Here is a 24,688-nt window from a genome sequence, read left to right on the forward strand (position 1 = left end):
CAACATGGCTGCATCTAGTACTAGAGAAACCGTGCTTTGAGGGCTGAATCATAATCCGCGTGTCGGGGGTTCAAGTCCCTCCTCCGCTACCAAAAATCAACGACTTAGCGATGGCCCGGAAGAGCGGTTTACAAATAAGTGTAAACCGCCCGAATTTTCGACGCTCCGTATCCATGGACGAGCGGCGGAGCGGCAAGCCTTCGGTGGTGGCTATGTCACGTGCGAAAGCCCACCCTGTCGGCCATGGTCATTGCCTTCGCGGGCGCTGGACGAAACCCGTGTTCAACGAATCACCAAGGGCGCAGCGCGTGGATGGGGGTGCGGCATGATGGCAGCCTCACATATTGGCGGCGCCGTTCACGCGGATATGGGTTCCCGACACCCAGCTTGCCTCCGGTGAGGCGAGAAAGGCCACGACCGAGGCAACCTCGTCTGCCCGGCCCGCACGGCCAAAAGGCGAGGCGTTCATGAACTGGCTCCGCCAGGGTTCCGGCGTCTTGTCGAACATGCCGGGGCTGGTCGCTCCCGGTATGACGCTGTTGACCGTCACGCCCTTCGCGCCCAGTTCCTTGGCCCATGCTTCGGTAAAGCCTTTGATCGCCAGCTTCGCGCTCGAATAAATGCCCGAGCCGCCGGGCGGGAAATCCGCTGTGGTCGAGGAGAAGTTGATGATCCGCCCACCATCGCCCAACCGTCTGGCCGCCTCGCTCGCCACATAAAGCGGGCCATAGAAATTGACGCCGAGCAACTCCGCCAAAATGTCGTCGTCCAGATCGGCTAGCGTGCCGCCACCGCTCGCACCCGCGCAATTGACGACAATGTCCAACCGGTCGAAGGCCTTGTCCATCTCCGTGAACATTGATCTGACCTGTGTACGCTGGCTGATATCCGCACGGACGGTGACGGCCTTCCGGCCGAGGTTGCGGATGGCCTGTGCCGTCTCCATCGCCCCGGCTTCGCTGCCCGCATAATGCACCACAATATCGGCGCCGTCGCTGGCGAGCCGGAGTGCGATCTCCCGCCCTATGCCTCGACCGGATCCCGTTATCAGGGCGACTTTTCCTGCCAGTTTGCCCTTCGTCATGCAGAGTCCTTCCTTGCATCGAAAATCGGAAATTCAGCCCAGCGTCCATTCATGGCGATAGATGAACCCCGGTTGCGGCGCCCAAGCAGCGAGCCGCAACCGGGCTAGCGTGCGAATGTCCCGGCTGAGGCAAGATCGGCTGGGGATGAGGATGAACCCAGCCACACCCTATAGTCGCCTGCCGGTATGGCCCATGCTTTCGCGGTCGCATCCCAGACACTGAGCGGATGGTTGCTGGCGGCGGGGTCGATCGTGATCGTGATGGTTCCCGATGCGCCGGGCGCCAGTTCGATACGCTGGAAGCCTACCAGTCGCTTTGGCGGTTGCGGCGCTCCGGGTGCGCTGGCGGGCAGGGCCAGATAGGCCTGGACGACTTCGGCGCCCGCCCGCTTGCCGGTGTTGGTGACGCTCGCCGTTGCCCTCCAGACCTTGCGGGCACGGTCGAACGCCAGCGCCGGTTTGCTCACGGCAAAGCTGGAATAGGACAGGCCATGACCGAACGGAAAGGCGACGCAGGGGTTGCGCCCGGCAACAGGCGCGCATTGGCCGCTGAGGTTCGCGTCATACCAGCGATAGCCGATGGCCAGCTTTTCCGTATATTCGACTGTCTGGGTCTTTCCGTCGGAGCCTACCGTGCCGGGAAATTGCTTTGTAGTGACGCTGTCGAGGAAACCCTTGCCCGCATAAGGAAAGGTCACGGGCAGTTTGCCGCCGGGGTTGCGGAGACCGAAGAGCAGGTCGGCGACGATGTTGCCGTCTTCCTGTCCGGGGAACCAGGCTTCGAGAATGGCCGGTCCCTGCGCGCCGACCAGTGCCGGGTCCATCGCCACGCTGGCATTGTCCTTCAGCACCAGCACCGTCTTGCGTGACATGTCGGTGCCTGTCGTCGAGCGCGTGCCAAGTAGCGTCTTTATCATCGAGAGGGTCTGGCTGTTCCGGGCAATCGCCGCACGCGGATTCTTGCCGGGGTCCAGCACCGCGATGACGTCCGATCGATCGGCATACCAATCCAGTCCGTGGCCGTCTGTCGGCCTGCCCGAAAGCACTTTGCCGTTGGGCACCGTGAAGGTCGCACGGTCGGCGCCTTCCTCCGAAATGGTGCCCGCCATCACGACGACATTGTCCGCCCCGGCCGCTTCGGCCAAGGCGGCGTCGAAGCTCGTGGAAACACCATCAATCGTCGCAGCGCGATTGGCGTCGTCGACCAGGATCAGCTTGACTATGGCTTTGGCGTTGCCCTGTGCCTTCAGCGCGTTGCGAATCCCCTCGATCGGCGTCACCGAATAGTGCGGCACCACATCGGAGCTGCCGCCGCCGGACCCCATGGGCTTGCCGGTCAGCGCACCGCCCGCGACGGCCTGCTGCGCATAGACCTGCGTGGCCTTGCCGATCACGACGATGGAATTCAGGTCTGTCCGCAACGGCAGCGCGCCGTTGTTCTGGAGAAGCACGGCGGAGCGTGCGCCGATGTCGCGCGCCTTGCGGCCATGGCCTTGGATATCCATCGGTTTCTGGACCAGCGGCCGGTCGAAGATGCCGGCCTTGAACATCTGCGTGAACCGTCGTTCGAGTGCCTGGTCGAAGTCGGCGACGGTGAGATCGCCCTTCGCCAACGCATCGTTGAGCTTTGCCGGTGCCCAATGCCCCGGCTGCGGCATTTCCTGATCCATGCCCGCCTTCATTGACGCCACGGTACTCTTCGCCGCGAAAAAGTCCGGCTGGACATAGCCGCCGAAGCCCCAGTCCTTGCGCAGGATGTCGGTGAGGATTTCCCGGCTCTCGCAGGATGCGCTGCCATTGACATTATTGTACGCGCACATGACCGATGCGGCCTTGCCGTCCTTCACCGCCATTTCGAACGGCAGGAGGTACAGCTCGCGCATCACCTGCCGGTCGACGCTCGTCTCGACTGTCTGCCGATTGGTCTCCTGCTCATTGGCGACATAATGTTTTGGCATGGCAATCACGCCCTTGGCCTGAATAGCCTTGATCTCCGTCGTCGCCATGATGCCGGTCAGATAGGGGTCTTCGCCGAAATATTCGAAATTGCGGCCCAGGATCGGCAAGCGCGCGAGATTGAGGCCGGGCGCTTCGAAAACATGCAGTGCCAGATCATTCATCTCCTGCGCGATGACGTCACCATAGGTCGTGGCGATAGAAGGATCGAACGAGGCGGCCACGCTGATCGCCGACGGCAGCGCAGTGGCTTTGGCGGACGTGTGGTGGGTGTAGGCGGCAGCCATGACGGAGCCGAAAATACCCGCCTGGGTGGCCCCCACTATCTCAGGGGAAACGCAGTCATTCTGCCCGACGCCGACGGGGCCGTTGCTGATGCGGAAGGTCGGGATGTTGAGTTCCGGAATACCCCGCGCGTGACGTGCGCCGAAACAATTGGGCAGTTCAGGGACGATTTCGGGGCGGCTTCCGGTGAGTTGTTGCAGCTTTTGTTCGGGCGTCATGGCCGCGATCAGCAGTTTCGCCCGGCGACTGGCGACGGTCTCTCTGGCGCGGTCGGTTTTCGCCGCGACCTGCTGCGACACGATGGCACGGGACATCCATGGATTGCGCTTCGCGCTCGCCGGGGTTCCTGCGGTGGCCGAGGAGAGGGCGCCTGTCGTATAGAGCGCGCCGATTACCACTGTAAAAGCTCGCTTGGAGGTAACCATCGTTTCGCATTCCTTAACCAAAAAATTATCATTCGGGGAACAGTGACCAGCGCGACCTGCTCGATGGAGCATGGGTCGTGACCACCGCCAACACCAGCATATTCCGGACCCTGCCCTCTGTTCGTGGCCACTGGAGGTTCCACGGCCCTCCCATGTCATCAGAACGAACCCGGCCGTCGTTCGGGAAAGCGCCCTTCCCATTTGTGCGCTGCACAACTCAGGCGGGGTGCGGCCCTTGCGTACCATTCGAACAGAAGAGGCCGAAAAGGCGGCCAGCGTGCATCAGCGTGGACGCCAGACGGTTGCGAAGGCGCAGCGGCGGAGCGAGGGGCCGCGGGGACATGTTCCGCTCATTTCCCGGCAGCTCTGATCTGCAAAAGCTCGATCACATTGCCATCGGCATCCTCGAAGTGGCTGGAGCTTGCCTGTTGACCGTGAATGTTCTGGCTGAACTGGGTGTTCAGCAGCTTTCCACCGTTCGCAGCCGCGATTGCCAGCGTCGCCTTGACGTCCGCGACCTGCGCGATGAAGCTTCCCCTGAGCCGCTTCGGATCGCTGGACTGCACCAGAATCATCCCCGGCATGGCCCCGCCGGGAAACATCATGATGCGCACATTGTCGCCCATCCGCTGCACGGTCGTCATATCGAAAACCGCTTGGTAAAATTTTTCGGCACGGGCGACATCGCTGGTGAACCAGCGCAACATCATGACACGCGCGCCTTTACCCGCAGGCGCTGGCGCGACCAGCGGCGCAGCCGACGGCAGGGGTATTTTGTCCGATGTTGGCGCCGGGCTGGTTTGAGCCTGTGCGCTGGCACTGAACAACAATGTGGCGGCGACGCTCATGAAAAATATTTTCATCATAGTCCTCCAATCTTTTGAAAATGCAGCAGTATGCAGAGCCTATATGTCGTCAGGGCTGAGGACGGCCCAAATAATGCCTGCACATATTCGGCCATGCTGAATGGCGATTATCGGCCGAGATGGGTGTCGAACCAGCGTGCGATGTAGCGCATGGCGTCCTGCGATTCCGGCGTTTCGGGCGCGGTGCTGTAGCTTTGGTGCCAGCCCCCTTCGATGATGTAGAGTTCTGATCGAATCCCGCGCCTGAGCAGGCTCGCATGACCAACTGCGGCTCCGCTCATTTCCGGGGCGCGTGTGCCCGACAGCCAAAGGGTGGGCGGATAGTCCGCGAGACGTTCGGGAGTGACTTCCGGGACGATGTCTCTGCGATCGTAATTGTCACCAAAATAGCCGCCCTTGGCGACAAGGGTCGTTCCGGGGCGCGCGAAACCGCCGCTGAAATTCCAGATCGCCGAGTCCCCCGTCGCGGTTTGAAACGCGCAGGACAGCGGAGCGATAGCGGCGGGAAGGGGAACGCCCTGCTTCTTGAACCAGGGGATGGATTGGAGCGTGATGACGCCGCCCGCCGACCCGCCAAAAATCCCGACATTGCGCGGGGCATGTGTCTTGAGCACCTCCCGATACACCGCCGTGAGATCTTCCAGTGCAGCCGGGTGCATCGCCTCCGGATAGAGGCGGTAATTGATGCTGATGACCTCGATCCCGCTGAGTGAGGCGACAGGTATGGCATCGAGCAGGGCGACAGAAGGCCAGCCGACCATGAAGGAACCGCCATGCACCTCTATCAGGACGCGCTTGCTGTTCCTGTTCGACACCCCGCCTTTCGGCCGGACCCGAATGACCTCAACGCCGGCGATGGTCTCCTGCGCCGTTTCCACAGGATAGCGTTCACGCAGGAAGGGAAGCGACTTTTCGAACATGCCATTGACCACCGAGCGCATGATCGCGACGAGCTTGGGATCCTTGGGAGGTGTGATCGTGCCATTTCCCGGCCCGGAGAGCGATCTCGCATAGGCCCGCTTCAACTCTTCGCTGGCCAACGCCGACGGCGGGTAGGCAAATGCCGGAATGTCGATCGCGCCGGCATCTGTTCCCGCCGGCGCGCGCTGTGAGATTTCCTCGGCTTTGACGGCTTGCCCCGCGGTGACGGCGGATGCAGCCACCAACGCCATCACAGCCAGTCTGGAACGAAGGTCGACCATTGCCAACTCCTATATGGCCCGTGTTGTCACGCCTCGACGAGAGCCGGGGACGGCGTCAGTCTGATCTGCAAGCTGGAGAGGCCGCGGACAATGAAGCTGGGATCGAACTGGAGCCTGCGATTGCCCGGCGTTCCATGCGCAGCCTCGTCGAGTTCGATGTGAGACGTGTACCGGAACAAATGTTCCATCAGGATACGAACCTCCGCACGGGCCAGTGGGGCGCCCGCGCAGGTGTGGGCGCCTCGACCGAAAGAGAGATGCTCCTTGATGCGGGGGCGGTTGAGGATGAAGCTGTTGGGATCGTCCCAGCGGCGCGGATCGCGACTGAGCGCCGCGAGCGCGATGCCGACCCTCGTCCCGGCTGGAATTTCCATCCCGCCGACGGTCGTGTCTTTGCGGGTCAGCCGGGCCGTGATCTTGGAGGAACCCTCCAGCCTCAGCACCTCCTCCAGCATGAGCGGGATGAGCGACGGGTCTTCCCGCAGCTTGGCCTGAAGGCCGGGTTCGTCGACGATGTAGCGGATCGCGTTGCCGATCAGCTTTGCGCTGGTATCCTGACCCGCGCCGAACATGAAGGTCGACAGGTTGACGAGTTCCTTGAGCGTAGGTTTCGTCCCGTCGGGGTAGGTGGCATGCGCCAGTTCGCTCATGATGTCGTCGCGCGGGTTGTCGATGCGGTCCTGGATGTATTTTTCGAAATAGCTCGCCATCACGATCATCGGATGGGCTTGCGTGCGATAATCATTATCGCTGCTGTTCAGGCTGCCCGGTGGCGGCGCGTTCAGATGGAGCTGGATGAAGAACTCGCGATCCTCCCTGGGGACACCGAGCAGATCTGCGACCACGGCCGTGACGAAGGGCGTGGCGAGTTCCTGCATCAACTCGCATCCACCGTCGGTCACAACCTTGCGGATCATCTCCTCCGATAGCTCGTCCATATAGTCTTCGTTCGCCTTGAGGCGGGACGGAATGAACAGCCGGTTGACCAGCGCGCGCAGGTTCGCATGCTGTTCGTCGTCCATGTTGACGAGGAGATCATGGCCGATGATTTCCGGTCGATGCGCCTCAAGCTGGGCGCTGATATCCGGACCTTCGGGCTGGAAAGTGAGGGGGCAGGCGGCACCCTGTAGCGCGATCGCGGCGGAAAAATCGGTGGAGTTGCGGAAAATCTCCAGAGCCTCGGCAAAGCCGGTGACCAGGAGATAATCCTTGCCCGCAGGCCGGTAGATCGGCCCGTGCGCGCGAACGGCTTCGAAATATTCATAGGGGTCATTGAGAATCGCGGGATCGGTGAAAAAATCCCTGTCTTCCAGGCGTTCCATAATTCTCTCCCAAATCTATTTTCTACGGCGGACGGTTATGCGCCGATTTTTCCGGAAACTATGCGACATACTGTCTCTTAGATTTGGGGCGGTCAAGGAGGAATTCCGGTCCGACCTTGTGCTCCACGAAGTCGGGCGGATTGTGGTGGCCGCCTTCAGATTCATGGGGGCTGCGGCGTGATTGAGTTCCTTGTCTCCTGCTGGTTTCTAAGCGATTCAGGCGATCAGGGCCGCGTAACCTCGATACCGGACACGATCGCCTGCCCGACGATGGGCATAAAGCGAAGGTCCAGCTGCCCGTCCTTCACCCGAACGGGAATTTGCCGCCTGATGGCGGTCATTTTTCCTCCGGCGGCGGCGGCAATGTCCAGCCCTTTGATGATGCGCTTCCCGTCCGCGACAATATCAAAACGGCGGAGGCCGAGGCCTGCCGATGGCTCTATGAAGGTGAAGGTCGCGATATAGTCGCCATTTTCCAACGGGATGCGGTAGCCGAAGCGGCCTTCGCGGACGGTTGCGACCATTTCCCGGTCCGGGTTGCCCGCGAGCGCCCCGCGATCCACTCTCGTCCCATCCTCCGCAGGCGCGAAGATGGACCGGGCCGTCCCGCCATCGAAGAAGCTGTCCGAGCCAAAGCGTCTGCCCTCTGCACTCCCCGCGACGATGGCGCCGCTGTCGATCCTGATGGCATCGGCGGCCTCCTTGCCGAGTTGCCACACGACGCTGTCCTCTGTCGGGGCGGCCGCGCCCAGTCCCCGCGCCAACACTTTGTTGGTTCCTGGCACGAGCCGCGCTCCGGTCCAGACACAGATATGCTGCGGGCAATTGTCAAGGATACCCAGCGACTTGCCGTTGACGAGCAATTCGGTTCGCGGCGTATTGCTGTACACCCGCACGGATGTCACCGGATAGGCCCGGTCGACATAGCGGCGGCCATTGATGTGGACGGTCGGCGTGTCGGTCCAGTTTGCCTTGTAGAAATAATAGGCGTCCTTGCGGATCTTTCGGTCGTAGGTGACGAGGCCCTTCGTATTGATGTCGCGCGCGTCGCCCTCCCCGCGAACGGTGGATGCGAAGTCGAAGGAGTTCCACAGCCATGTCGCCCAGAGATAGGGCTTGCTGGCCAGCGTCGCCCAATTCTGCTCGTGGATATAGCTTTCATATTCTTCGGGCTGGTTCTTGCCACGGGAATCGGCGGGGCCGCCCATCACATCGTCCGTGTGGATCGTGGTGGCGCCGCCTGCACCATATTCGGTGACGGACAGGGGTTGATGCGGACGGCGCGCATGAAGCGCATCGAGATGTCCGCCAAGGTCCGCAGCGGTGCCGAAATACCAGCCGAAATAGCGATTGGCCCCGGCGAGGTCGGTGACTTCCGCGGTCGTCGGGACGCCCACCCCCGAACCATAGGCGCGCAGTTCGCAGCAGGTTGCCAGCGTGGTTGGGCGGCTGGGATCCTCCGCCTTGGCATAGGCGTTGAGTTCGCGCAGCAAGGGCATGGGATCGGGCACGATGGGATTATCCCTGGTGCCACCCAGAAACGCCGGGATGGAATTGCCGAAATCCACTTCATTGGCGATGCCCCATGTCGCCACGGATGCGTGATTGTGGTTCTGGCGGATCAACTCCCGCAATTGCTGCCGCGCATTGTCCTTCAGGCCGGGCGATGCGTCCGTCGCGGCGCCGAGCGTCCAGACCGTGACGAGCGGGATTTCGTCCCAGAGAATCAACCCATATTTATCCGCAAGATCGTGGATGACCTGACCATGTTGATAATGGGTCAGGCGGATCGTGTTCGCGCCCATCTCGCGCATGATATCGAGGTCGGATTCGATATCCTGCGGCGTCACCGCCCACCCCTTGCCCTCGCGGTCCTGATGATAGCCGACGCCCCGCAGCTTCAGCGGCTGGCCGTTGAGGAAAAAGCCATGGTCGGGGTCGATGCGTATCTGGCGAATACCGAACGCCTGCTCTGTCCGGTCGAGTATCGCGCCTTTGGACGAGGCCAACTCCACGACCAGACGGTGAAGATAAGGATCGGCTGTCCCTTGCCAAAGATGGGGCGTCTTCACACGGAGCGTCGTCGAGATTTCGTCCCCGGATGCGCGTGACAGGGTCAGTGCGCGGCTTTGCTCTGCCACGGTTTTGCCAGAGGCGTCGAGCAGGCGGAACCGGGCTGTAACCGTTGCCGAGCGTGCGCCATCGTTACGCAGACGGGCGCGAACATCGACCTGCGCCTCCGCGCTGCTGAGAGCCGAGGTGGTCGCGTAGACGCCCGGTCCGCCAGCATCCATCATGTCGATATGGACCGGATCGGTCGCGATCAATGCTACGGGGCGATAGAGGCCGCCATGGATGAAGAAATCCCCCCGTAGCGGGAGCGTATCGAACGTGGACGATCCGGGCATGGGCAGGGAATTGTCGACTTTTACGAGCAGGCTGTTCTTTTTACCCACCTTCAGCGCCGGCGTGGCATCCAGCCGGAAGCGGGAAAAGCCGCCCTGATGATCGCCCAGCCGTCGACCATTCAGCCATATTTCGGCGGTGCGGCTGGCCGCGTCGAACTGAAGCCAGGCGCGCTTGCCGGTAAAGGTCGCAGGGACGGTGAACTCCAGACGATACCAGCCGACACCCTGATATTTGCTGACATTGTCAGCGCGATGGAGGTGCTGTTCCGGGTTGGGGGTGTAGTAGCCCACCCGGTTCCATGTGTGGGGCACGCTGACCTCTGCCCAATCCGTGGCTGGGACGTTTGCGGCGGGGAGTTGGGGAACATCCCCCTGATGGAAGCGCCAGCCTGTCGTGAGAGGAAGGGAGGTGCGGATGTCCTGAGCGTGGACGGTCGTCGTGGCGATTGCCAGAGCCAATGGGGTCAAGATGGTCCGCATGCCAGTCATCATATCCTCTCAGGACGAAGGGGCTGTGGATAGTCGCCTCGATTATGCAGTTCATCGTCGCATAATCTGTCTTACCATTGGGAAGTTATCGGTCAAGCAGGTTTGAAGGGGCAGTGTCTCTTGACGGGGTGCCGATGGGGAAACTATGCAGTATATTGTCGCTTAAAGTAAGAAAATAGCGCCCAACGAAGAGCGATGGACGGCAATGCCCGCGCATCTTCGGGGTGCCGGACAGGATGGATGGGCAACGCAGCATGGCACGGTTGAAACGGTCGGTGAGGGCACTGTGGTTTGCGGCGGGCCTGGCGGCTTGCGGCTGGCCGACGATGGGGGCCGCACAAGGCAATTCCGGCGGTGAGGATCGACTGCTGGAGGGCTTTCGTAATCCGCCGGAAAGCGCCCGACCCCGTGTCTGGTGGCATTGGGTTAACGGCAATATTTCCGCCGACGGGATCGAAAAGGATCTGGAGTGGCTCGCCCGCATGGGCATCGGTGGGGCGCAGGCTTTCGATGTTGCGCGCCCCATGCCATCATTGGTCGACCATCCGCTCACCTATATGTCGCCCGACTGGAAAGCCGCCTTCAATGTCGCGGTGAAGACGAGCCGCCGACTGGGCCTGGAACTGGGCATCGCCAGTTCGCCGGGCTGGTCGGAGTCCGGGGGGCCTTGGGTTCCGGCGGCGGACGGCATGAAAAAGTTGGTCTGGAGCGAAACCTTCGTAAAGGGTGGGCGGCGATTCCAGGGCGTGCTGGCCACCCCGCCGTCGGTTGCCGGTCCCTATCAGGGATTGGGCGGCGAAACGCATCATGGCACGCAGGCGACGGACTATTATCGTGACGCCTTGCTGCTCGCCGTCCGTGAGGATCGTGCCGAGGGTGCGGTGCGTGCCCATGACGTGACGGTCAATGGGCAGGTGATTGATGGCGGACCGCTTCAGGACGGGCGGCTTGACGATGGTATCGCCCTGCCGGGTGCCTTATCGTCGGGGCCGGGTTCGATCCAATATGCCTTTGCGGCCTCCACGACCATCCGCTCGGCGCGGCTCTTTGTCGCGAACCTGCCCGGATCGACGTTGTCGGGGCCTCTCATTCCCCGGCTGGAAGCCAGCGACGATGGCATTGGCTGGCGCAGGGTGAGCGACTTCACCCTGTCCGCCGTGCCGACGACGGTCAGCTTCGCGCCGGTGACCGCGCGGCAGTTCCGCCTGCTGTTCGTGCGGGGGAAGCCCGGCGATGTGTCGGGCTTTACCCCGGCACCGGGCGTCGACATGCGGAGTGCAGCGGGTCTGGGCGGCGGCGGCGGCGCCAAGCCGGTGGTCGCCGACTTCCAGCTTTCCACGCAGGCGCGGGTGAACGCCTTCGAGCGCAAGGCGGCGTTTGCTATTGCTGACGATTATTATCAACTCGACGGACAGGTCGGGGATAATGCCAAGGGTATCGAGCCGGGATCGGTCATCGACCTCACATCGAAAATGGCGGGCGACGGACGGCTCGACTGGACTGCGCCAAAGGGCAACTGGCGGATCCTGCGGATCGGCTACTCCCTGACCGGCAAGACCAACGCGCCCGCGACGGTGGAAGCCACTGGGCTGGAGGTCGATAAATATGATGGGGCAGCCGTCGAACGCTATCTCACGACATATCTGGGCACCTATCGGAGCATAACAGGGCCGGGCGCCCTGGGCGGGCAGGGTCTGAATGCGTTCGTGACGGACAGCACGGAAGTGCGGCCCGCCAACTGGACACCCAATCTGATTGCGCAGTTCCAGCGCCTGCGCGGCTATGATCCCCGCCCCTGGCTGCCGACGATGACCGGCATCATCATCGGATCGCGCCAGCAGAGCGATGCCTTCCTCTATGATTTCCGGCGTACGCTGGGCGAACTGGCGGCAAGCGAGCATTATGGCACGATCGCGCGGGTCGCGAAGGCGGAAGGGATGACCGTCTATGGCGAAGCGCTGGAGGGCAACCGCGCCATCTCATCACTGGGCGACGACCTCGATCTGCGGCGACATGCCGACATACCGATGGGGGCAATGTGGTCGTTTGGCGCAGGTGGTCCCCGGCCGCATTATCTTGCCGACATGCGCGGTGCGGCATCCGTGGCCCATCTTTATGGCCGTCCCATTGCGGCTGCGGAGTCACTGACCTCGATCATGCAGCCCTGGGCCTTTTCCCCGGCCGACCTTCAGCCGATGATCGACATGGAGTTCCTATCGGGCGTTAATCGCCCGGTGATCCACAGCGTCGTCCAGCAACCACGCGACGACCGCAAGCCGGGCATGTCCTTGCAGGGCTTTGGCCAGTTTTTCGGTCGGCATGAGGCGTGGGCGGAACTGGCGAAGCCGTGGATCGACTATCTGTCGCGGACGAGCTACCTGTTGCAACAGGGGCGTAACGTCGCCGATGTCGCCTATTTCTATGGCGAGGAAACGCCGGTGAGCGTGCTGGCCGCAGAGGGCTATCCGGCCGATGTGCCGCACCAGAATGGCTATGATTTCATCAGTGCCACCGGCCTTCTTTCGGAATTGTCGGTGGAAAAGGGGGAGATCGTCAGCAAGGGAGGCGCGCGCTATCGGGGCATCTACCTTGGCGGCACCAGCACCCGTATGACCTTGCCCGTCCTCAAACGCCTGGGTGAGCTTGTCGAGGCGGGGGCGACGGTGATCGGTATGCCACCGATCGGCTCCCCCAGTCTGGTCGATGACGCAACAGAGACGAATGCGTTGACCCGCCGTCTTTGGTCTGGCGGCGGCGATACGAAAATCGGGCAGGGGAGGGTCATCGCCAGCCGCGATGTTGCCGCTGCACTGGCCTCCGCCGGGGTAGAACCCGATTTTGCAGTCATGGCCAATGCGGCAGGAGCCGATATTCCGTTCGTCCACCGCACGATTGAGAATGGGGAGATCTATTTCCTGTCGAACCGGAAAGCCCGGACGGAGAGTTTCGAGGCGCATTTTCGGGTCAAGGGACGCATCCCCCATATTTGGCGCGCTGCGACAGGAGAGATCACGCCCGTGAGCTATCGTATCGAGGGGAGCGGGACGATTGTGCCATTGGAAATGGCGCCTCATGAATCCTTCTTTGTGATCTTTCGCCAGCCTGTGAAGGAACGGCAGGTGAATGTGCCGAAGATGCGGCTGAGCACCGTGACCGGGATCGTCGGTCCCTGGACGGTGTCGTTTGAACCGGGACGGGGAGCGCCCGCAAGCATCCCCCTCGACCGATTGATGTCGCTGTCCGAGCATCCGTCGCCGGGTGTCAAATATTTCTCCGGCATGGCGACCTATGAAACGCGCTTCACGCTATCCTCGGCTATCACCGCGGACCGGCGGCCTTTGCTCCTTGATCTGGGCAAGGTCGGTGATGTGGCGGAAGTCACCCTGAACGGGCGGCTAGTCGGGACGGTCTGGAAAGCGCCCTATCACCTCGATGTCAGACCATTCCTGCGGGCTGGAGATAACAGGCTTCGTGTGCGCGTGGCGAATTTGTGGGTCAACCGACTGATTGGCGATCAGCAGCCCGGAGCGGAAAAGGTCACGGCCACGGCCATAGCGACCTACACGGCCAAGGCCCCGTTACGCTCTTCCGGGCTTGTCGGGCCGGTTTCGCTCCTCCGCAAAAGCTCTGACTAGCCTCATTTACGGTATGGCGACGATTATATCTATGCGATCTATATTCGCATAGATATAATCGTGCATTATCCTGGTCAGGCGGAGAGTCGCTGCGCGGCACGCACTCCGGCTGAACGGACGAACCTGTCTGAACAAATGCTTTCAGACCAAATATCTACCCATGTTTTTCTTCTCCGATCATAATTCTTCAAAGGTGTAAATGATGGCAGTCAAGGATGTTTCCAGTCATTCGGTAGGGGATCTGATTTCGCTCGCGGGCCGCTCCGCTGTCGTGACGGCGTCGGCATGGGGTCTGGGCAAGGCGACCGCGAGACGACTGGCGGAGGCGGGGGCATCGGTCCTGATCGCGGATCTGGACGAGGACGCGGCGGCTACTACGGCACGCGATTTGAGCAGCACCTATGGCGCAAATGTCATCTCCGTGAAAATGGATGCCAGCGATCCCGCGGCGATCACGGCGGTGGCGGATCTGGCGCTGAAGGAATTTGGCAAGATCGACATCTGGGTCAATAATGCTGGCCTGCCGTCCTTTTCGCCGCTCCTCGATCTGGAGGAGGACGAGTGGGACAATATCATGGCGATCAACCTGCGCGGAACATTCGTGGGTGCGCGGGAAGCCGCACGGCGGATGATCGCCGCGGCGCATGGGGGCGTGATCGTCAATGTGGCGTCACTGGCCGGCGTGCGTGGCATCTCGCCAGGACAGGCCGCCTATGTCAGCTCGAAGCATGGCGTGGTGGGGATGACCAAGCAAATGGCCATCGAACTCGCGCCGCACGACATTCGCGTGCTGGCGGTGGCTCCGGGCTTCTGCCTGACAGAATCGACCATGCATCTGGCGGAACTGGATGAGGAAACCCTCAAGGAAATCCCGATCCCTGGTATCAGCAGCAGCCGCCTCGGCCGTGTCGGCGTGGCGGATGATATTGCGCGCGCCATCCTGTTCTGCGCATCGGACCTCTCCACCTTCATGACCGGCACGACGATGGTGCTGGATGGTGGCATCTCCGTCTGACAAGTCAGTTCTTTGGGCCGTAGACATTGTGCTGCGGCCCAAAGGCCCTCGGTTGCCCGTATTGCTTTATTCGGTAGATATTATCCGCAGCCTCAAGGAGCGATGGCAAGACCGTCGCCATTCTTGCCGGTCGGCAGGCGGCGGATGACGGCGCCAGTGACAAGATCGACTTCCGCGACCGTGTCCCGACCTGTCTCCGCCACATAGAGGAGAGGTTTTTTCCGGGCGAACAGGATCGTCACCTGCAACGCGGCCCGGTCACCACTGACCTTGATAGCGGGCAAAGGCCGCCGGGTAGCCACGTCGAAGCGATTGAGCGTACCCGATGCGAAGTTGGATGTGATTGCCGTCTTGCCGTCGGGACTGATTGCGATGCGAACCGGAACCGGGTCGGTCGGCAGGGTCGTGATGACCTTTCGCGTCGCCAGATCGACCACCTGGACCCGCCCTGTGGCGTCATCGCCAACCCACAGATGGTTTCCATCGTGCGTCAGGGCGATACCTTCCGGGTTGCCCCCCATCCGGATGTCCTCGGTCTTCGTCTTCCGTTGCAGGTCGACGATGCTCACCGTCCCGGACAAGATGTTACTGACATAGGCGAAGCGGCGGTTTGGAGAGAGGGCGAGCATATGCGATCCCTTTTGCCCTGTCGGAATCGCCTCGACTGCGCCGGAGCGGGGGTTGACGATCACCACCGACTGGCTTCTGTCCGCCACGGCGACGATAGTGTCATGGGACGGCCAGACGATGCCATGCGGGCCGGCGTTGGGCGTCAGGTCGATCCTGCGGACCAGCCGGGCGTACTTGATGTCCATGATGTCGATGGTGGCGCCGCCATAGGCCACGACCGCCGCCAACTTTCCGTTCGGCGAAATGACGATTTCATGGGGCGATCGGCCCGTCGGGATGCGCGCCCGCTCCTTGCCGCTGGCAAGGTCGAGAAAGCTCACCGTATCTTCGCCCTTGTTCGCGACAAGCAGCGTATCCGCCAATGCCGGAACCGCCGAGGTGAGCATGGCAAGGGTGACAAGCGTGGTCGTGGCGAAGCGAGCGATCATGAACGACTATCTTTCCTTTATGGGTTTGCCCGCGACGGACTGTGGACGGCTCCACGAGTCAGCCGTTCGGGAGGCGCAACCCCTGGCCAATCCACCATGCCAAAAGGGCGGCGAACATTATGGCGACGATAAGTCGGACGGGACCATGGCTTGTAACCGATGCGGTACTCGCCGCCAGTTGGGCATCGCGGCCGGTCACCATCGGGCCAACCAGTTTGCGACCGTGCCGGATACGATACCAGATGATCGCCAGCAGGTGCAGGGCTATGAGGATGAGCAAGCCGTTGAAGAACAGGCCATGCAGCGACGCGGCCAGACGCGCCTGATCGAACGTCACCAGATAGGACAGGGGGCCGGAATCCAGCCCGTCTATGTCTGCGGCAAAGAGACCTGTGCCGATCTGGCCGATGAGGGCGACCAGCATGGCCACGACACTATAGCCGCCTGCAGGGTTGTGACCGGGTGATGCCTGCGCGCCTTGGCCGCGCCGGATGTAACGCAGGACAATGGCAGGGGAGCGTAGGAAATCGGAAAAACGGGCCGTACTCCCGCCGACAAAACCCCAGACAAGTCGGAAGACGATCAGGCCCAGCGCGGATACGCCAGAGATATAATGCCAGTCCATCGCCCGCATTTCGGCCGTGCGCCACGATGTCACGACCAACAGCAGGATTGCCCAGTGGAATATCCTCGTCGGCAGATCCCAAACCTTCACGGCCTCCCCGGCGTCCATCCGATCCTCCTGTCGTCTCACCCACCTATATCTATCGGGTTTTCCCGACCGTCTCACGGATGTCGAGGCCCGCGATCAGCTTTTTCTGTTGCCGGGGCGGGATGAAGGCCGGGATGCCCTCCATCTCATAGGCCGCCGATATGCCGGTGAATTCGCCTGTTACCGGGTCTTTCATTCCATCGGCAGCACGCTTGACGGCGTTGTAGAGGCCGGGGCTTTGGAAGCCGATGGTGTTCTCATAATCGCTCGACCGGAAAAAGGCGGCACCGAGATAATCGCGGATGTCCCGATAGCCGCCCAGTTGAGCCTTCAATGTACCATCGGGCTGGATTTCGAGACGCATCCGGGCGCTGGACAGCGACCATGTCGTCGCTGGTCCCTCATGCATGTAGATTTTGTCCAGCGGCTCGGTGCGTATCACGCCATCGACAATGCGGGCGCGGAACCGGGCGAAATCCTGACTATATTCCGGGCTGTCGTTCACGCGGAACGTGTAGTCGGGCAGGATGATCTTGGATGTGCCATCCTTGCGCATGGCATCGGTGCTGTAGAGGATGGTCACGGCCACATCATCGTCGTTGCGCGGATCGTCTATCCCGGCGATTTCGACAAGGATCGACAATCCCCCCGCCCGCCGAAGTTCATTGCCGATCATCGGCAGGAAGCCCGACCTGCGCCATCCCTCGATGCACCCCTGAACAGTGAAGAGTTGGTTGTCGATACCCTTCTCGCCGTCGGGTGAGACATAGTTCCTGTGCGGCCTGGTCGACGCCGGGACGGCCCCTGTGCCATCGTTCCCGTCGAGGTTGAAACCCCGCACCACATCCACCTGCGGCTCTGTAAAGCCGGGATCGGCCACGATACCGGGCATCATGGTCACGTTCATTTCATCCGGGCCGCGAAAGGGCAGCAGGATGGTGTTCGCGCCGCCCTTGTCCGCCAGCAGGGCGCGCTGTTCCGCGGCTCTTGCGGGTGACATGAGCGCATAATAGTCAGCCTGCGTCGGCTTCGGGTTCATCCGGGCGCACTGGTCGGGACGACTGTCCGAGATCGGGGCGAACCAAGAAATGACGAACTGACGGCTTGTGCCCGACCGGGGTGCAGGAAAGAGTTTCGCCGGTTCGGCGGTGATTTCTATCGGTTTTGGTTGCGGCGTGAAATTAAGCCATGTGATTTCGTCGAACTTCAGCCCGAACGCCTGTTCGGGCGCGCCCGCGACAACGGGGCAGGTCAGGTGGACGCCGCTGAGCCTATATTCGTAGAAGGCCGGTACATTCGCCGGGCGTGGGCCATGCTCCTGTGGGTGGCGCGCCAGATCCGCGGATTCGGAGAATATGACCTGCGGCAATACCTTGCCGCTCCGGCATAGCTGCATCAGTCCGGCCAGCGCGGGACTGGCCTTGTCGACGGATACGGCCAGCATGCTGGCTCCGGATTTTGGTGCGCGAGGGCCGGTGAACTTCAACCCGCTATATTTGCCTGTAATGCCGCGAATCTCGCGCAACGAGGGGCGGGCGGTCCAATAATTGGCCTCGGCGCGAACCCAATCCTTGTGCGCGGGATCCAGCGCACCGCCAGCCAGTCCGTCGATCCTGAAATAACTCGGCCCGATATAATAGGCCCATGCGTCATCCGTGGTGCAGAACAATGTCGCGACGGCGACCGCGCCCGTGGCCATGATCTGGCGCAAGCGGCCTTTGGTGGCTTGCATCTCCCCATCCCTCCGATTTTCTATCTTGTCGCGCGGGCTTCGGCCTCTGCTGATGGATGCACATTGACCGGGGCATGAAAGCTGTGCAAGTAAATTTGTGCAGTCGCTTAGCATTTTTGACGACCGACCAGATCGGGCGGACCAGACCCATACGCGAACTGCCGCGATCATGACGACGAGGAGAGAGACGATGAAAAGGTGGCATGCTATTGTCCTGGGCACCATCGGGGCCTTGCCCCTGTCGATGGCATACGCCCAAATGGCTGCTCCGCCTTCGCCGCGCACCCCTGCGACGACCGCACCCGCCAATATGATCGTGGGTCCGGCCTTTTATGTCACCGACATGGCCCGGTCGTTGCGTTTCTATCGTGACGCGCTGGGCATGACCGTGCGGATGCAGTTCGGCCCAAAGGACCAGCCGGAAGCGGTGATAGGTTTCGGAACCGATCCACGATTACCGTGCATCATGCTGCTGAGCGGCAAGCCCGGCGCGGCGGAAAAGATAGAGCATGGCCATGGCTATGACCGGGTCGCGCTGAATGTCACCGACCTGCGGGGATTCGAGACGAAGTTGAAGGCGGCCGGATATAAGACGGACGAGATCCGGACTGTTCATGGCTCCATTCTGATGATGATGGCGACCGATCCTGACGGATACCGGATCGAACTGGTGCAAACACCCCAAGCGCGATGACGGGATAGGGGGGCTGCGGATACCCGCAGTCCCCTATCCTCGAAATTCTAGAACTCTTCCCATGTCCGAAACCGTGGATCGTAAACAGCCCGGCTAGAAAACTCTAGGCCATCACCTCCCCGATGGGCTTGGACGCCAGCATTGCGCCTTCCCCCCAACTGGTCACGGGCAGGCCCATCACCTGCTGGATGGTCAGGCCGACGCGGGAGCTGGGGTCGCCGTTGCCACTGATATGCTGGCCCGACTTCCACTTTCCGCCCGCGCGTCCCGCCACCATGATCGGTAGATTGTCGACGGAGTGGATTTTCGCGAAATTGCTCTCCGACGTGGCGAGGATCAGGCTGTTGTCGAGCAAGCTTCCTGCGCCTTCCTTCACGCCGTCCATCATGCGCAACATGCTGGCAAAGGTTTCCATGCTTTTTTCGATGAAGAAGGTGGCCTTGGGCTGATAGCCCAGCTTTTCGTCCACCGGTTCCTCATGCGTCAGTTCATGGAAGGAAACGGGATCGCCCGCCTTGCGCAGGTTCGATCCGGCGTTGGAGAGGGCCATGTTGAAAACGCGGGTCTGATTACAGGCCAGCGCCATCACCAGCAATTGACCCAGCAGGTCGTGACTGTTCATCGCCACGTCCCATGTCGGCCCAAGCTGGGACTTGCCGGGTTCCTTCAGCATGACGCAGGCATCCGCCGGGGCGGGCTTCTCCAATAGCTGCCCCAATTGCTGTTCGACCTGCCGGACGGAGGTGAAATATTGATCGACACGCTGCCTGTCGGCGCTGCCCAGCGAACGCATCAGCTCATCGCGGTCGTCCTTGACCGAACTGAGGACGCTCTGCCGCAGCATGATACGCGGATCGGGGGTGAAGTCGGCCTTGTTGGGATCCTGGAACTCGGCCCCGAACAGACGACGATAGAGGTTGATCGGGTCGACTTCGCTGGGATTGACCGTCGATCCGGTCCGCATGCTGTAGCTGACGCCCGACTGGCCGGTGCAGGCCAATTCCAGCGACCGAAAGCGGTTCGTCTTGCCGATATGGTCGGCGATCAGACAGTCGATTGTGGGCGCTTCCGAACTGCCGCCCGACACGCCGCCCTTGGTGGGGGCGGTGCCGCTCAGCGTGGCCATGACGCCCGACCAGTGAACGAGGTTGGGCTTGCCATCCAGATTGCAGTTGAAGTTGGAGAAGATCGAAACCTTGTCCTTGAATTGCGCTATCGGTCGCAGCTCTTCCTTTATGTCATAATCCGCGCCCAGCTTCGTCGGGAACCAGCGTGCGGTGTTGACCCCGCATCCCCAGAACCATGTCCCGAACCGGGTCGGGATCGGAGCGCCCGATGCGAGCGCCTCCCCATGATTGTCGAGGAACAGGTCGAGGAACGGGAGCGCGACCGCAACCGCCGATCCTCTTGCCATTCCCCTCAGTAAATTGCGCCGTGTCCAAAGGGCCATCGGTTCATCCTCTCTTGTCAGCTCTTGTCGTTATCGGGACGCCACTATCTTTGCCGGACCGACCGGCGCGGGCGGTGCGATCCGGCGGAAAGCGCTGCTGGTCGCGATCCGCCGCAAAAGTGACGGGAAGCGATATTTGTCGCGCATGAAGGCTTGCCCGGTGTGGTCGAGCCAGTCCTTGTCCTCTCCGGTGGCCGAACGACCCACGCCATATTCATAGGCGCGTTGCAGAAGACAGGCGGGAACCGCCGGGCTGTCGTGCAACAGGCGCGAAAGCTGGATCAGGCCAGTATAGGGCTTGCCCTCGAACGTGCCGGTCGCGTCGATCAGCGCGCCATTCTCATGGGTGCGGAAATCGCCGGTGGCGTCGTAATTCTCCATCGACAGGCCGATGGGGTCGGTCAGCGCATGGCATCCCGCGCACGCCGGATTTTCTTGATGGATGGTCAGTCGCTGCCGTGCGGTGCGATGCTGGGGATTGTGCACGTCCTGCACCACCGCAAAGTCCACGTTCGGCGGCGGCTGGGGAATGGGCTGGCACAGCAGGAACTCGCGCACAGACTTGCCCCGGATCGTTGGCGAGCTGCGTCCTTCATGAGTGGGGTCGAGCATCAGGAAACCCGCAAGCGTCAATATGCCGGCGCGGGGTTCGTCGGCGCCAAAGACATAGGGCGCCCAGCCCTCCATCCCCGCTTCCGGCACCGGTACCTTGTATAGGGCGCCCAGATTGCGGTTGAGGAAGGTCTTTTTCGTCGTGAACAAGTCACGATAATCGCCCTGTCTGCTTACAAGATGATCAACCAAAGTGCGTAGCAGCTGTTCCTGCGCGTCTTTCGCCAGATCCGAATTGAATTTGGGGTAGATCGCCTGATCCTTGGCAAGGCCGGAGAATTGTTCGAACCCGAACATGTCCGCGAAGAAGGATCGCACGCCCTGTTGGAAACGGGGCGAGGCCATCAGGCGGTCGACCTGTCGGACCAGCCCGGCCTGATCGCGCAGGTCGCCCCGTTCGGCCGCGTCGAGCAGTTCGGTGTCGGGCGGCGCGTCCCACAGCAGGAAGCTGATGCGCGTGGCCAGCGAATAATCGTCGAGGACCATGGCGTTGGCGGTGGCCGTGGGGTAGTCCGGGGCGGGCTGGCTGCCCTCGATACGGAACAGGAATTTCGGGGAGACGAGCAGGCGGGACAGGCCCAGTTCCAGACCGGCGTAGAAGTCCCGGCTCTGGTCGGAGGCGGCCTTCGCCAGGCCGAGGAGGGATTCGCTTTCCCGGTTCGACAGCGGGCGCCGGTACAACTGACGCCCGTAGCTGGCGAAGAAGCGGGCCGCGCACGCCGGGTCGAAGGCCGTGGGGGATGCGGGCGTGCAGGGCACCAGCTCCTTGCGGTGCGTATCGTCCACGACCTGCGCCGCAATCTCCCGCGCGCGCAGTTCATATTGTTCGAAACCGGAGGGGGAGACGGTGACATGGCTGTCCCCGATCGCCATCAGCCCCTCCTCGCGCAGCGGCGGGTCGAAACGGCCCGGCACGCGAATGGTCGGGCCGAATATCTGCTGGATGGAGCGAACATACTGGCTCTCGTTCAGGCGGCGAAAGCCCGGCAGGCCGCCAGCGGTCGCCGGTTCGGCAGCGGCGCGGGCCGGTTCGCCGGGTGCGCCCGCCGCCAGCGCATAGGTGAGCGTGCTGACCGCAAGCCCCGCCGCCGCGATCAGGCTGTGGCGGCGGGCACGCGATGGCGTGCGCGATAGTCCCCCCACCGTCATGCCTTCACCGCCATGGCCACCCGGCCCACCGCGCCATGACCGGCGTACGGGGCGGGACATGCGGCATCGTCGCATCGCGGCTGACATCGCGCGCATCGGGCCGGTCGAACGGGTTTCGCCATAGATCCTCTCCTCCAGCCATCGACCGCGCCGTCATGCCGCGCGCCATCGTGGCCCTGTTGTCGTGATGCGGCGCGGGGCGTGCATGGGCGTGACGAATCGACGCCTGCCTCCCCGCGACATGACGCCCTTTGCGACGCCCTGCCTTCCCGCCAAAATCTCGTAAAATCGCTCTATTCTTAGCTTTACGGTCCTGGTCTTCGACCGTATGCTGTGCACTTGCATAGCGTCATGCCGGCGCGGTGGTCAAGCGGTGCATTTGCGATGCCCGCCCCGGCCCTTGCACACGCGAAAGGGAGCCGCCTGTTCGCAGGTGAAACGCATCCCGGTGAGGAGAGAGACTTTGGACAGAAGGACGGGATTGCAGGGCGCGAAGCGGAAATGGGCCTGCGCCATGGCGGTGGGAATTGCACTATTCTCCTTCCATCAGGCGGGCTGGAGCGAAGTGACTCCTGCCGTTGCAGGGGCCGATGCGCCGGTCATCGACAAGGCCGAAGCCGACGGGATCATCTTCGAACGGCAACAGGTCATGTTGCGGCTGGACAAGGATGCGAAGACCCTCGGCATGATCGCGGCGGGCAGCGCGCCGGCGTCGAAACTGGCGGAAACCACCCGGTCCATCGCGGAGGCCGCGCGGGATTCCGTGGCCGCGTTCGAGACGGTGGCCCCCGGCGGTCGGTCAAAGCCGGAGGTGTGGTCGAACCACCCCGACTATATGCGCGCGCTGCGCGATTTCGCCGTCAAGGCGGAGGCGATGGCCAAGGCGGGGCAGGGCGGGGACGTCAATGCCGTCACCGGGCTGATGATCGACGCGATGCCGTGCAAGCAGTGCCATGATCGCTATCGCGCGCCCAAGACATCCTGAACGCGCCCATCGGCCGCGATCCGCGCGGCCTGTTCCCCCTGTTTTATATAATTGGAGCCTTCATCGCATGCGCCCTGCCATTCCGATCATGACGGCCCTGATATGCGCCGCCACCGCGTCCCTTGCCGCCGTCCCGGCGGATAGCGTGCGCAGCCGTGTGGCGGGGTATCGGGCGCTGGGCGCCGCGATGAAGGGGCTGACGGAAGGGGTGCGACAGGGCGATGCGGGATCGCCGCGCCTTCAGGCGGCCGCGCGCGATATTGTCGCCGCCAGCAAGGCCCAATATCGCTGGTTTCCGCAGGGGAGCGGGCCGCAGCCGGGTGTGAAGACCGCCGCGCGCGCGGAGATATGGGGCAATGCGCCCGCGTTTCGGACCGCGCAGGACAATTTCGCGCGGCAGGCCACCGCCGTCGAACGCGCCGTCGCGGCCGGTGACGCCAGCGCCCTGCGCGGCGAAATCCGCAAGCTGGGCGGTGCCTGCAAGGCGTGCCACGACCAGTTCCGCACGTCCGACGACTGACGGCGCAGAGGATAAAACAGACAGGAAAGGGAGAGAGGATAATGCGGGTTTCACGACGGGATTTATTGTCGCTTTGCGCCGTCACGCCGCTGACGATGCTGGCTGCGGCGGAGGCTGTCGCCGCCCCGCCGGCCTGTAGCAGCGGCATGGCGCTTTCCCAGATGAACCGGCGTTCGGCGCTGGGCTATGTCGATGTGTCGAAGGATCGCGCGCGCCATTGCAGCCTGTGCACCTTCTTTGCCGCGGGCGAAGGCGGTTGCGGCACATGCCAGTTGTTGAGCGGCGGGTCGGTGAGTGCGGGCGGCGTCTGCACCTCCTTCGTGGCGAGGGCCGCCGCGCAATGATCTGGACATTGCGGGAACCCTCGGCAATTCAGGCGGCCTGGGCCAGTGCGCCACATTGCATCGGGAGTTTTCGCATGGTGAATCGCAGGATCGGAAAGGAAAGTTCAGCGACGCGCCAGAAGCTTCTCGACGCGGCGGAAAATCTGATGCGGGAGGAGGGTTATGCGCAGGTAACATCCCGCAAACTGGGCCATTATGCGGAGTTGAAGCCGCAGATCGTCCATTATTATTTCCGCACGATGGATGAATTGTTCGAGGCGCTGTTCCGCCATGTGACGGACAAATATCTCGCCGCCCTGGAGGAGGTGATCGTACAGGAGAACCCGCTCGCGCGGTTGTTCGAACTGAGCTGCGACACGTCCAATGCGGTGCTGCACATCGAATTTCTGGCGCTGGCCAACCATCGCAAGTCCATGCATGGCCTGATCGCCGAATTCGGCCGCACGCTGAACGCGATCGAGGCGAGGGTCATCCGTGAGACGCTGGAAGCGGAAGGGATCGACACTCCGGGCATCGCGCCGGAGGAATTGTCGACGATTATCGAGACGGTGGCGCGCGGCATGGCCTTTGCGGGCGGCTTCAACGTCGACCGGGTGAGCGCGGCCCGCAAGGCGATAATCCGCTGGCTGGAAAATTTTGGATCGACATATCAGAAAATATCGGAGATTAATCGACTCGACGTCGCTTAGAGGGCTATCTTCCGGGTTTCGATGTTCCGCCGGGTCTGGCGGTTGTTGGCAGTCAT

Annotated in this window: 18 protein-coding genes; 7 read left to right on the forward strand and 11 right to left on the reverse strand. The window is 62.3% G+C overall.

Features of this window, described 5'->3' with window-relative positions; genetic code table 11:
• Positions 1 to 337 precede the first annotated feature (337 nt).
• From LWE61_RS17140 to LWE61_RS17165, 6 genes are all read right to left on the reverse strand, one after another.
• The gene (locus LWE61_RS17140) at positions 338 to 1,084 is read right to left on the reverse strand and encodes an SDR family NAD(P)-dependent oxidoreductase (RefSeq protein WP_234151865.1); all 747 of its coding nucleotides are present in this window, start codon (positions 1,082 to 1,084) and stop codon (positions 338 to 340) included.
• Positions 1,085 to 1,188: 104 nt separating this feature from the next.
• Positions 1,189 to 3,750 carry a beta-glucosidase family protein gene (locus LWE61_RS17145; RefSeq protein ID WP_234151866.1) on the reverse strand — a complete coding sequence of 854 codons (2,562 nt, stop codon included), beginning with the start codon at positions 3,748 to 3,750 and terminating at the stop codon, positions 1,189 to 1,191.
• A gap of 350 nt (positions 3,751 to 4,100) precedes the next feature.
• Positions 4,101 to 4,598: a VOC family protein gene (locus LWE61_RS17150; RefSeq protein ID WP_234151867.1), complete on the reverse strand. Its 498-nt coding sequence runs from the start codon at positions 4,596 to 4,598 to the stop codon at positions 4,101 to 4,103.
• Between the two features lie 125 nt (positions 4,599 to 4,723).
• Complete coding sequence (locus LWE61_RS17155) at positions 4,724 to 5,818, reverse strand: alpha/beta hydrolase (RefSeq protein ID WP_234151868.1); 1,095 nt, start codon at positions 5,816 to 5,818, stop codon at positions 4,724 to 4,726.
• A 26-nt stretch (positions 5,819 to 5,844) separates the two neighbouring features.
• Positions 5,845 to 7,140, reverse strand: coding sequence for a cytochrome P450 (locus tag LWE61_RS17160; RefSeq protein WP_234151869.1), 1,296 nt, complete (start codon positions 7,138 to 7,140; stop codon positions 5,845 to 5,847).
• Between the two features lie 224 nt (positions 7,141 to 7,364).
• On the reverse strand, positions 7,365 to 10,028 hold the full coding sequence (locus tag LWE61_RS17165; protein WP_234151870.1) for a glycoside hydrolase family 2 TIM barrel-domain containing protein: 2,664 nt from the start codon (positions 10,026 to 10,028) through the stop codon (positions 7,365 to 7,367).
• 263 nt (positions 10,029 to 10,291) lie between these two features.
• On the opposite strand from LWE61_RS17165, the gene LWE61_RS17170 reads away from it, so the two are divergent.
• Entirely contained in the window at positions 10,292 to 13,672 is a 3,381-nt protein-coding gene (locus LWE61_RS17170; protein ID WP_234151871.1) for a glycosyl hydrolase, read from the forward strand.
• 202 nt (positions 13,673 to 13,874) lie between these two features.
• Positions 13,875 to 14,687, forward strand: coding sequence for an SDR family NAD(P)-dependent oxidoreductase (locus LWE61_RS17175; protein WP_234151872.1), 813 nt, complete (start codon positions 13,875 to 13,877; stop codon positions 14,685 to 14,687).
• A gap of 92 nt (positions 14,688 to 14,779) precedes the next feature.
• On the opposite strand, the gene LWE61_RS17180 is transcribed toward LWE61_RS17175, so the two are convergent.
• From LWE61_RS17180 to LWE61_RS17190, 3 genes are read right to left on the reverse strand one after another with little or no spacing between them, the layout of a single operon-like run.
• Positions 14,780 to 15,745 (reverse strand): YncE family protein, encoded by a 966-nt coding sequence (locus LWE61_RS17180; protein ID WP_234151873.1) that lies wholly within the window; start codon positions 15,743 to 15,745, stop codon positions 14,780 to 14,782.
• 58 nt (positions 15,746 to 15,803) lie between these two features.
• Positions 15,804 to 16,478, reverse strand: a complete 675-nt coding sequence (locus tag LWE61_RS17185) for a cytochrome b/b6 domain-containing protein (RefSeq protein ID WP_234151874.1) — start codon at positions 16,476 to 16,478, stop codon at positions 15,804 to 15,806.
• Between the two features lie 31 nt (positions 16,479 to 16,509).
• Positions 16,510 to 18,189, reverse strand: coding sequence for a type VI secretion system tube protein Hcp (locus LWE61_RS17190; RefSeq protein WP_234151875.1), 1,680 nt, complete (start codon positions 18,187 to 18,189; stop codon positions 16,510 to 16,512).
• Between the two features lie 190 nt (positions 18,190 to 18,379).
• Between LWE61_RS17190 and LWE61_RS17195 the strand changes: the two genes are divergently transcribed.
• On the forward strand, positions 18,380 to 18,883 hold the full coding sequence (locus LWE61_RS17195; RefSeq protein ID WP_234151876.1) for a VOC family protein: 504 nt from the start codon (positions 18,380 to 18,382) through the stop codon (positions 18,881 to 18,883).
• A 103-nt stretch (positions 18,884 to 18,986) separates the two neighbouring features.
• Here the strand turns inward: LWE61_RS17195 and LWE61_RS17200 are convergent, their stop codons facing one another.
• Both LWE61_RS17200 and LWE61_RS17205 read right to left on the reverse strand, forming a co-directional pair.
• Positions 18,987 to 20,297, reverse strand: a complete 1,311-nt coding sequence (locus tag LWE61_RS17200; RefSeq protein WP_234151877.1) for a DUF1552 domain-containing protein — start codon at positions 20,295 to 20,297, stop codon at positions 18,987 to 18,989.
• A gap of 66 nt (positions 20,298 to 20,363) precedes the next feature.
• Positions 20,364 to 22,154, reverse strand: a complete 1,791-nt coding sequence (locus LWE61_RS17205) for a DUF1592 domain-containing protein (protein ID WP_234151878.1) — start codon at positions 22,152 to 22,154, stop codon at positions 20,364 to 20,366.
• A gap of 403 nt (positions 22,155 to 22,557) precedes the next feature.
• On the opposite strand from LWE61_RS17205, the gene LWE61_RS17210 reads away from it, so the two are divergent.
• The 4 genes from LWE61_RS17210 to LWE61_RS17225 all read left to right on the forward strand — a co-directional run bounded on the left by LWE61_RS17210 (position 22,558) and on the right by LWE61_RS17225 (position 24,632).
• A complete protein-coding gene (locus LWE61_RS17210; protein ID WP_234151879.1) occupies positions 22,558 to 23,079 on the forward strand; it encodes a cytochrome c in 522 nt (173 codons plus the stop codon).
• Between the two features lie 88 nt (positions 23,080 to 23,167).
• A complete protein-coding gene (locus tag LWE61_RS17215) occupies positions 23,168 to 23,599 on the forward strand; it encodes a c-type cytochrome (protein ID WP_234151880.1) in 432 nt (143 codons plus the stop codon).
• A gap of 41 nt (positions 23,600 to 23,640) precedes the next feature.
• Positions 23,641 to 23,943: a high-potential iron-sulfur protein gene (locus LWE61_RS17220; protein ID WP_234151881.1), complete on the forward strand. Its 303-nt coding sequence runs from the start codon at positions 23,641 to 23,643 to the stop codon at positions 23,941 to 23,943.
• 74 nt (positions 23,944 to 24,017) lie between these two features.
• The gene (locus LWE61_RS17225) at positions 24,018 to 24,632 is read left to right on the forward strand and encodes a TetR/AcrR family transcriptional regulator (RefSeq protein ID WP_234151882.1); all 615 of its coding nucleotides are present in this window, start codon (positions 24,018 to 24,020) and stop codon (positions 24,630 to 24,632) included.
• The last annotated feature ends 56 nt before the right edge of the window (positions 24,633 to 24,688 follow it).

Source organism: Sphingobium sufflavum, assembly GCF_021403115.1.
Lineage (GTDB): Bacteria > Pseudomonadota > Alphaproteobacteria > Sphingomonadales > Sphingomonadaceae > Sphingobium > Sphingobium sufflavum.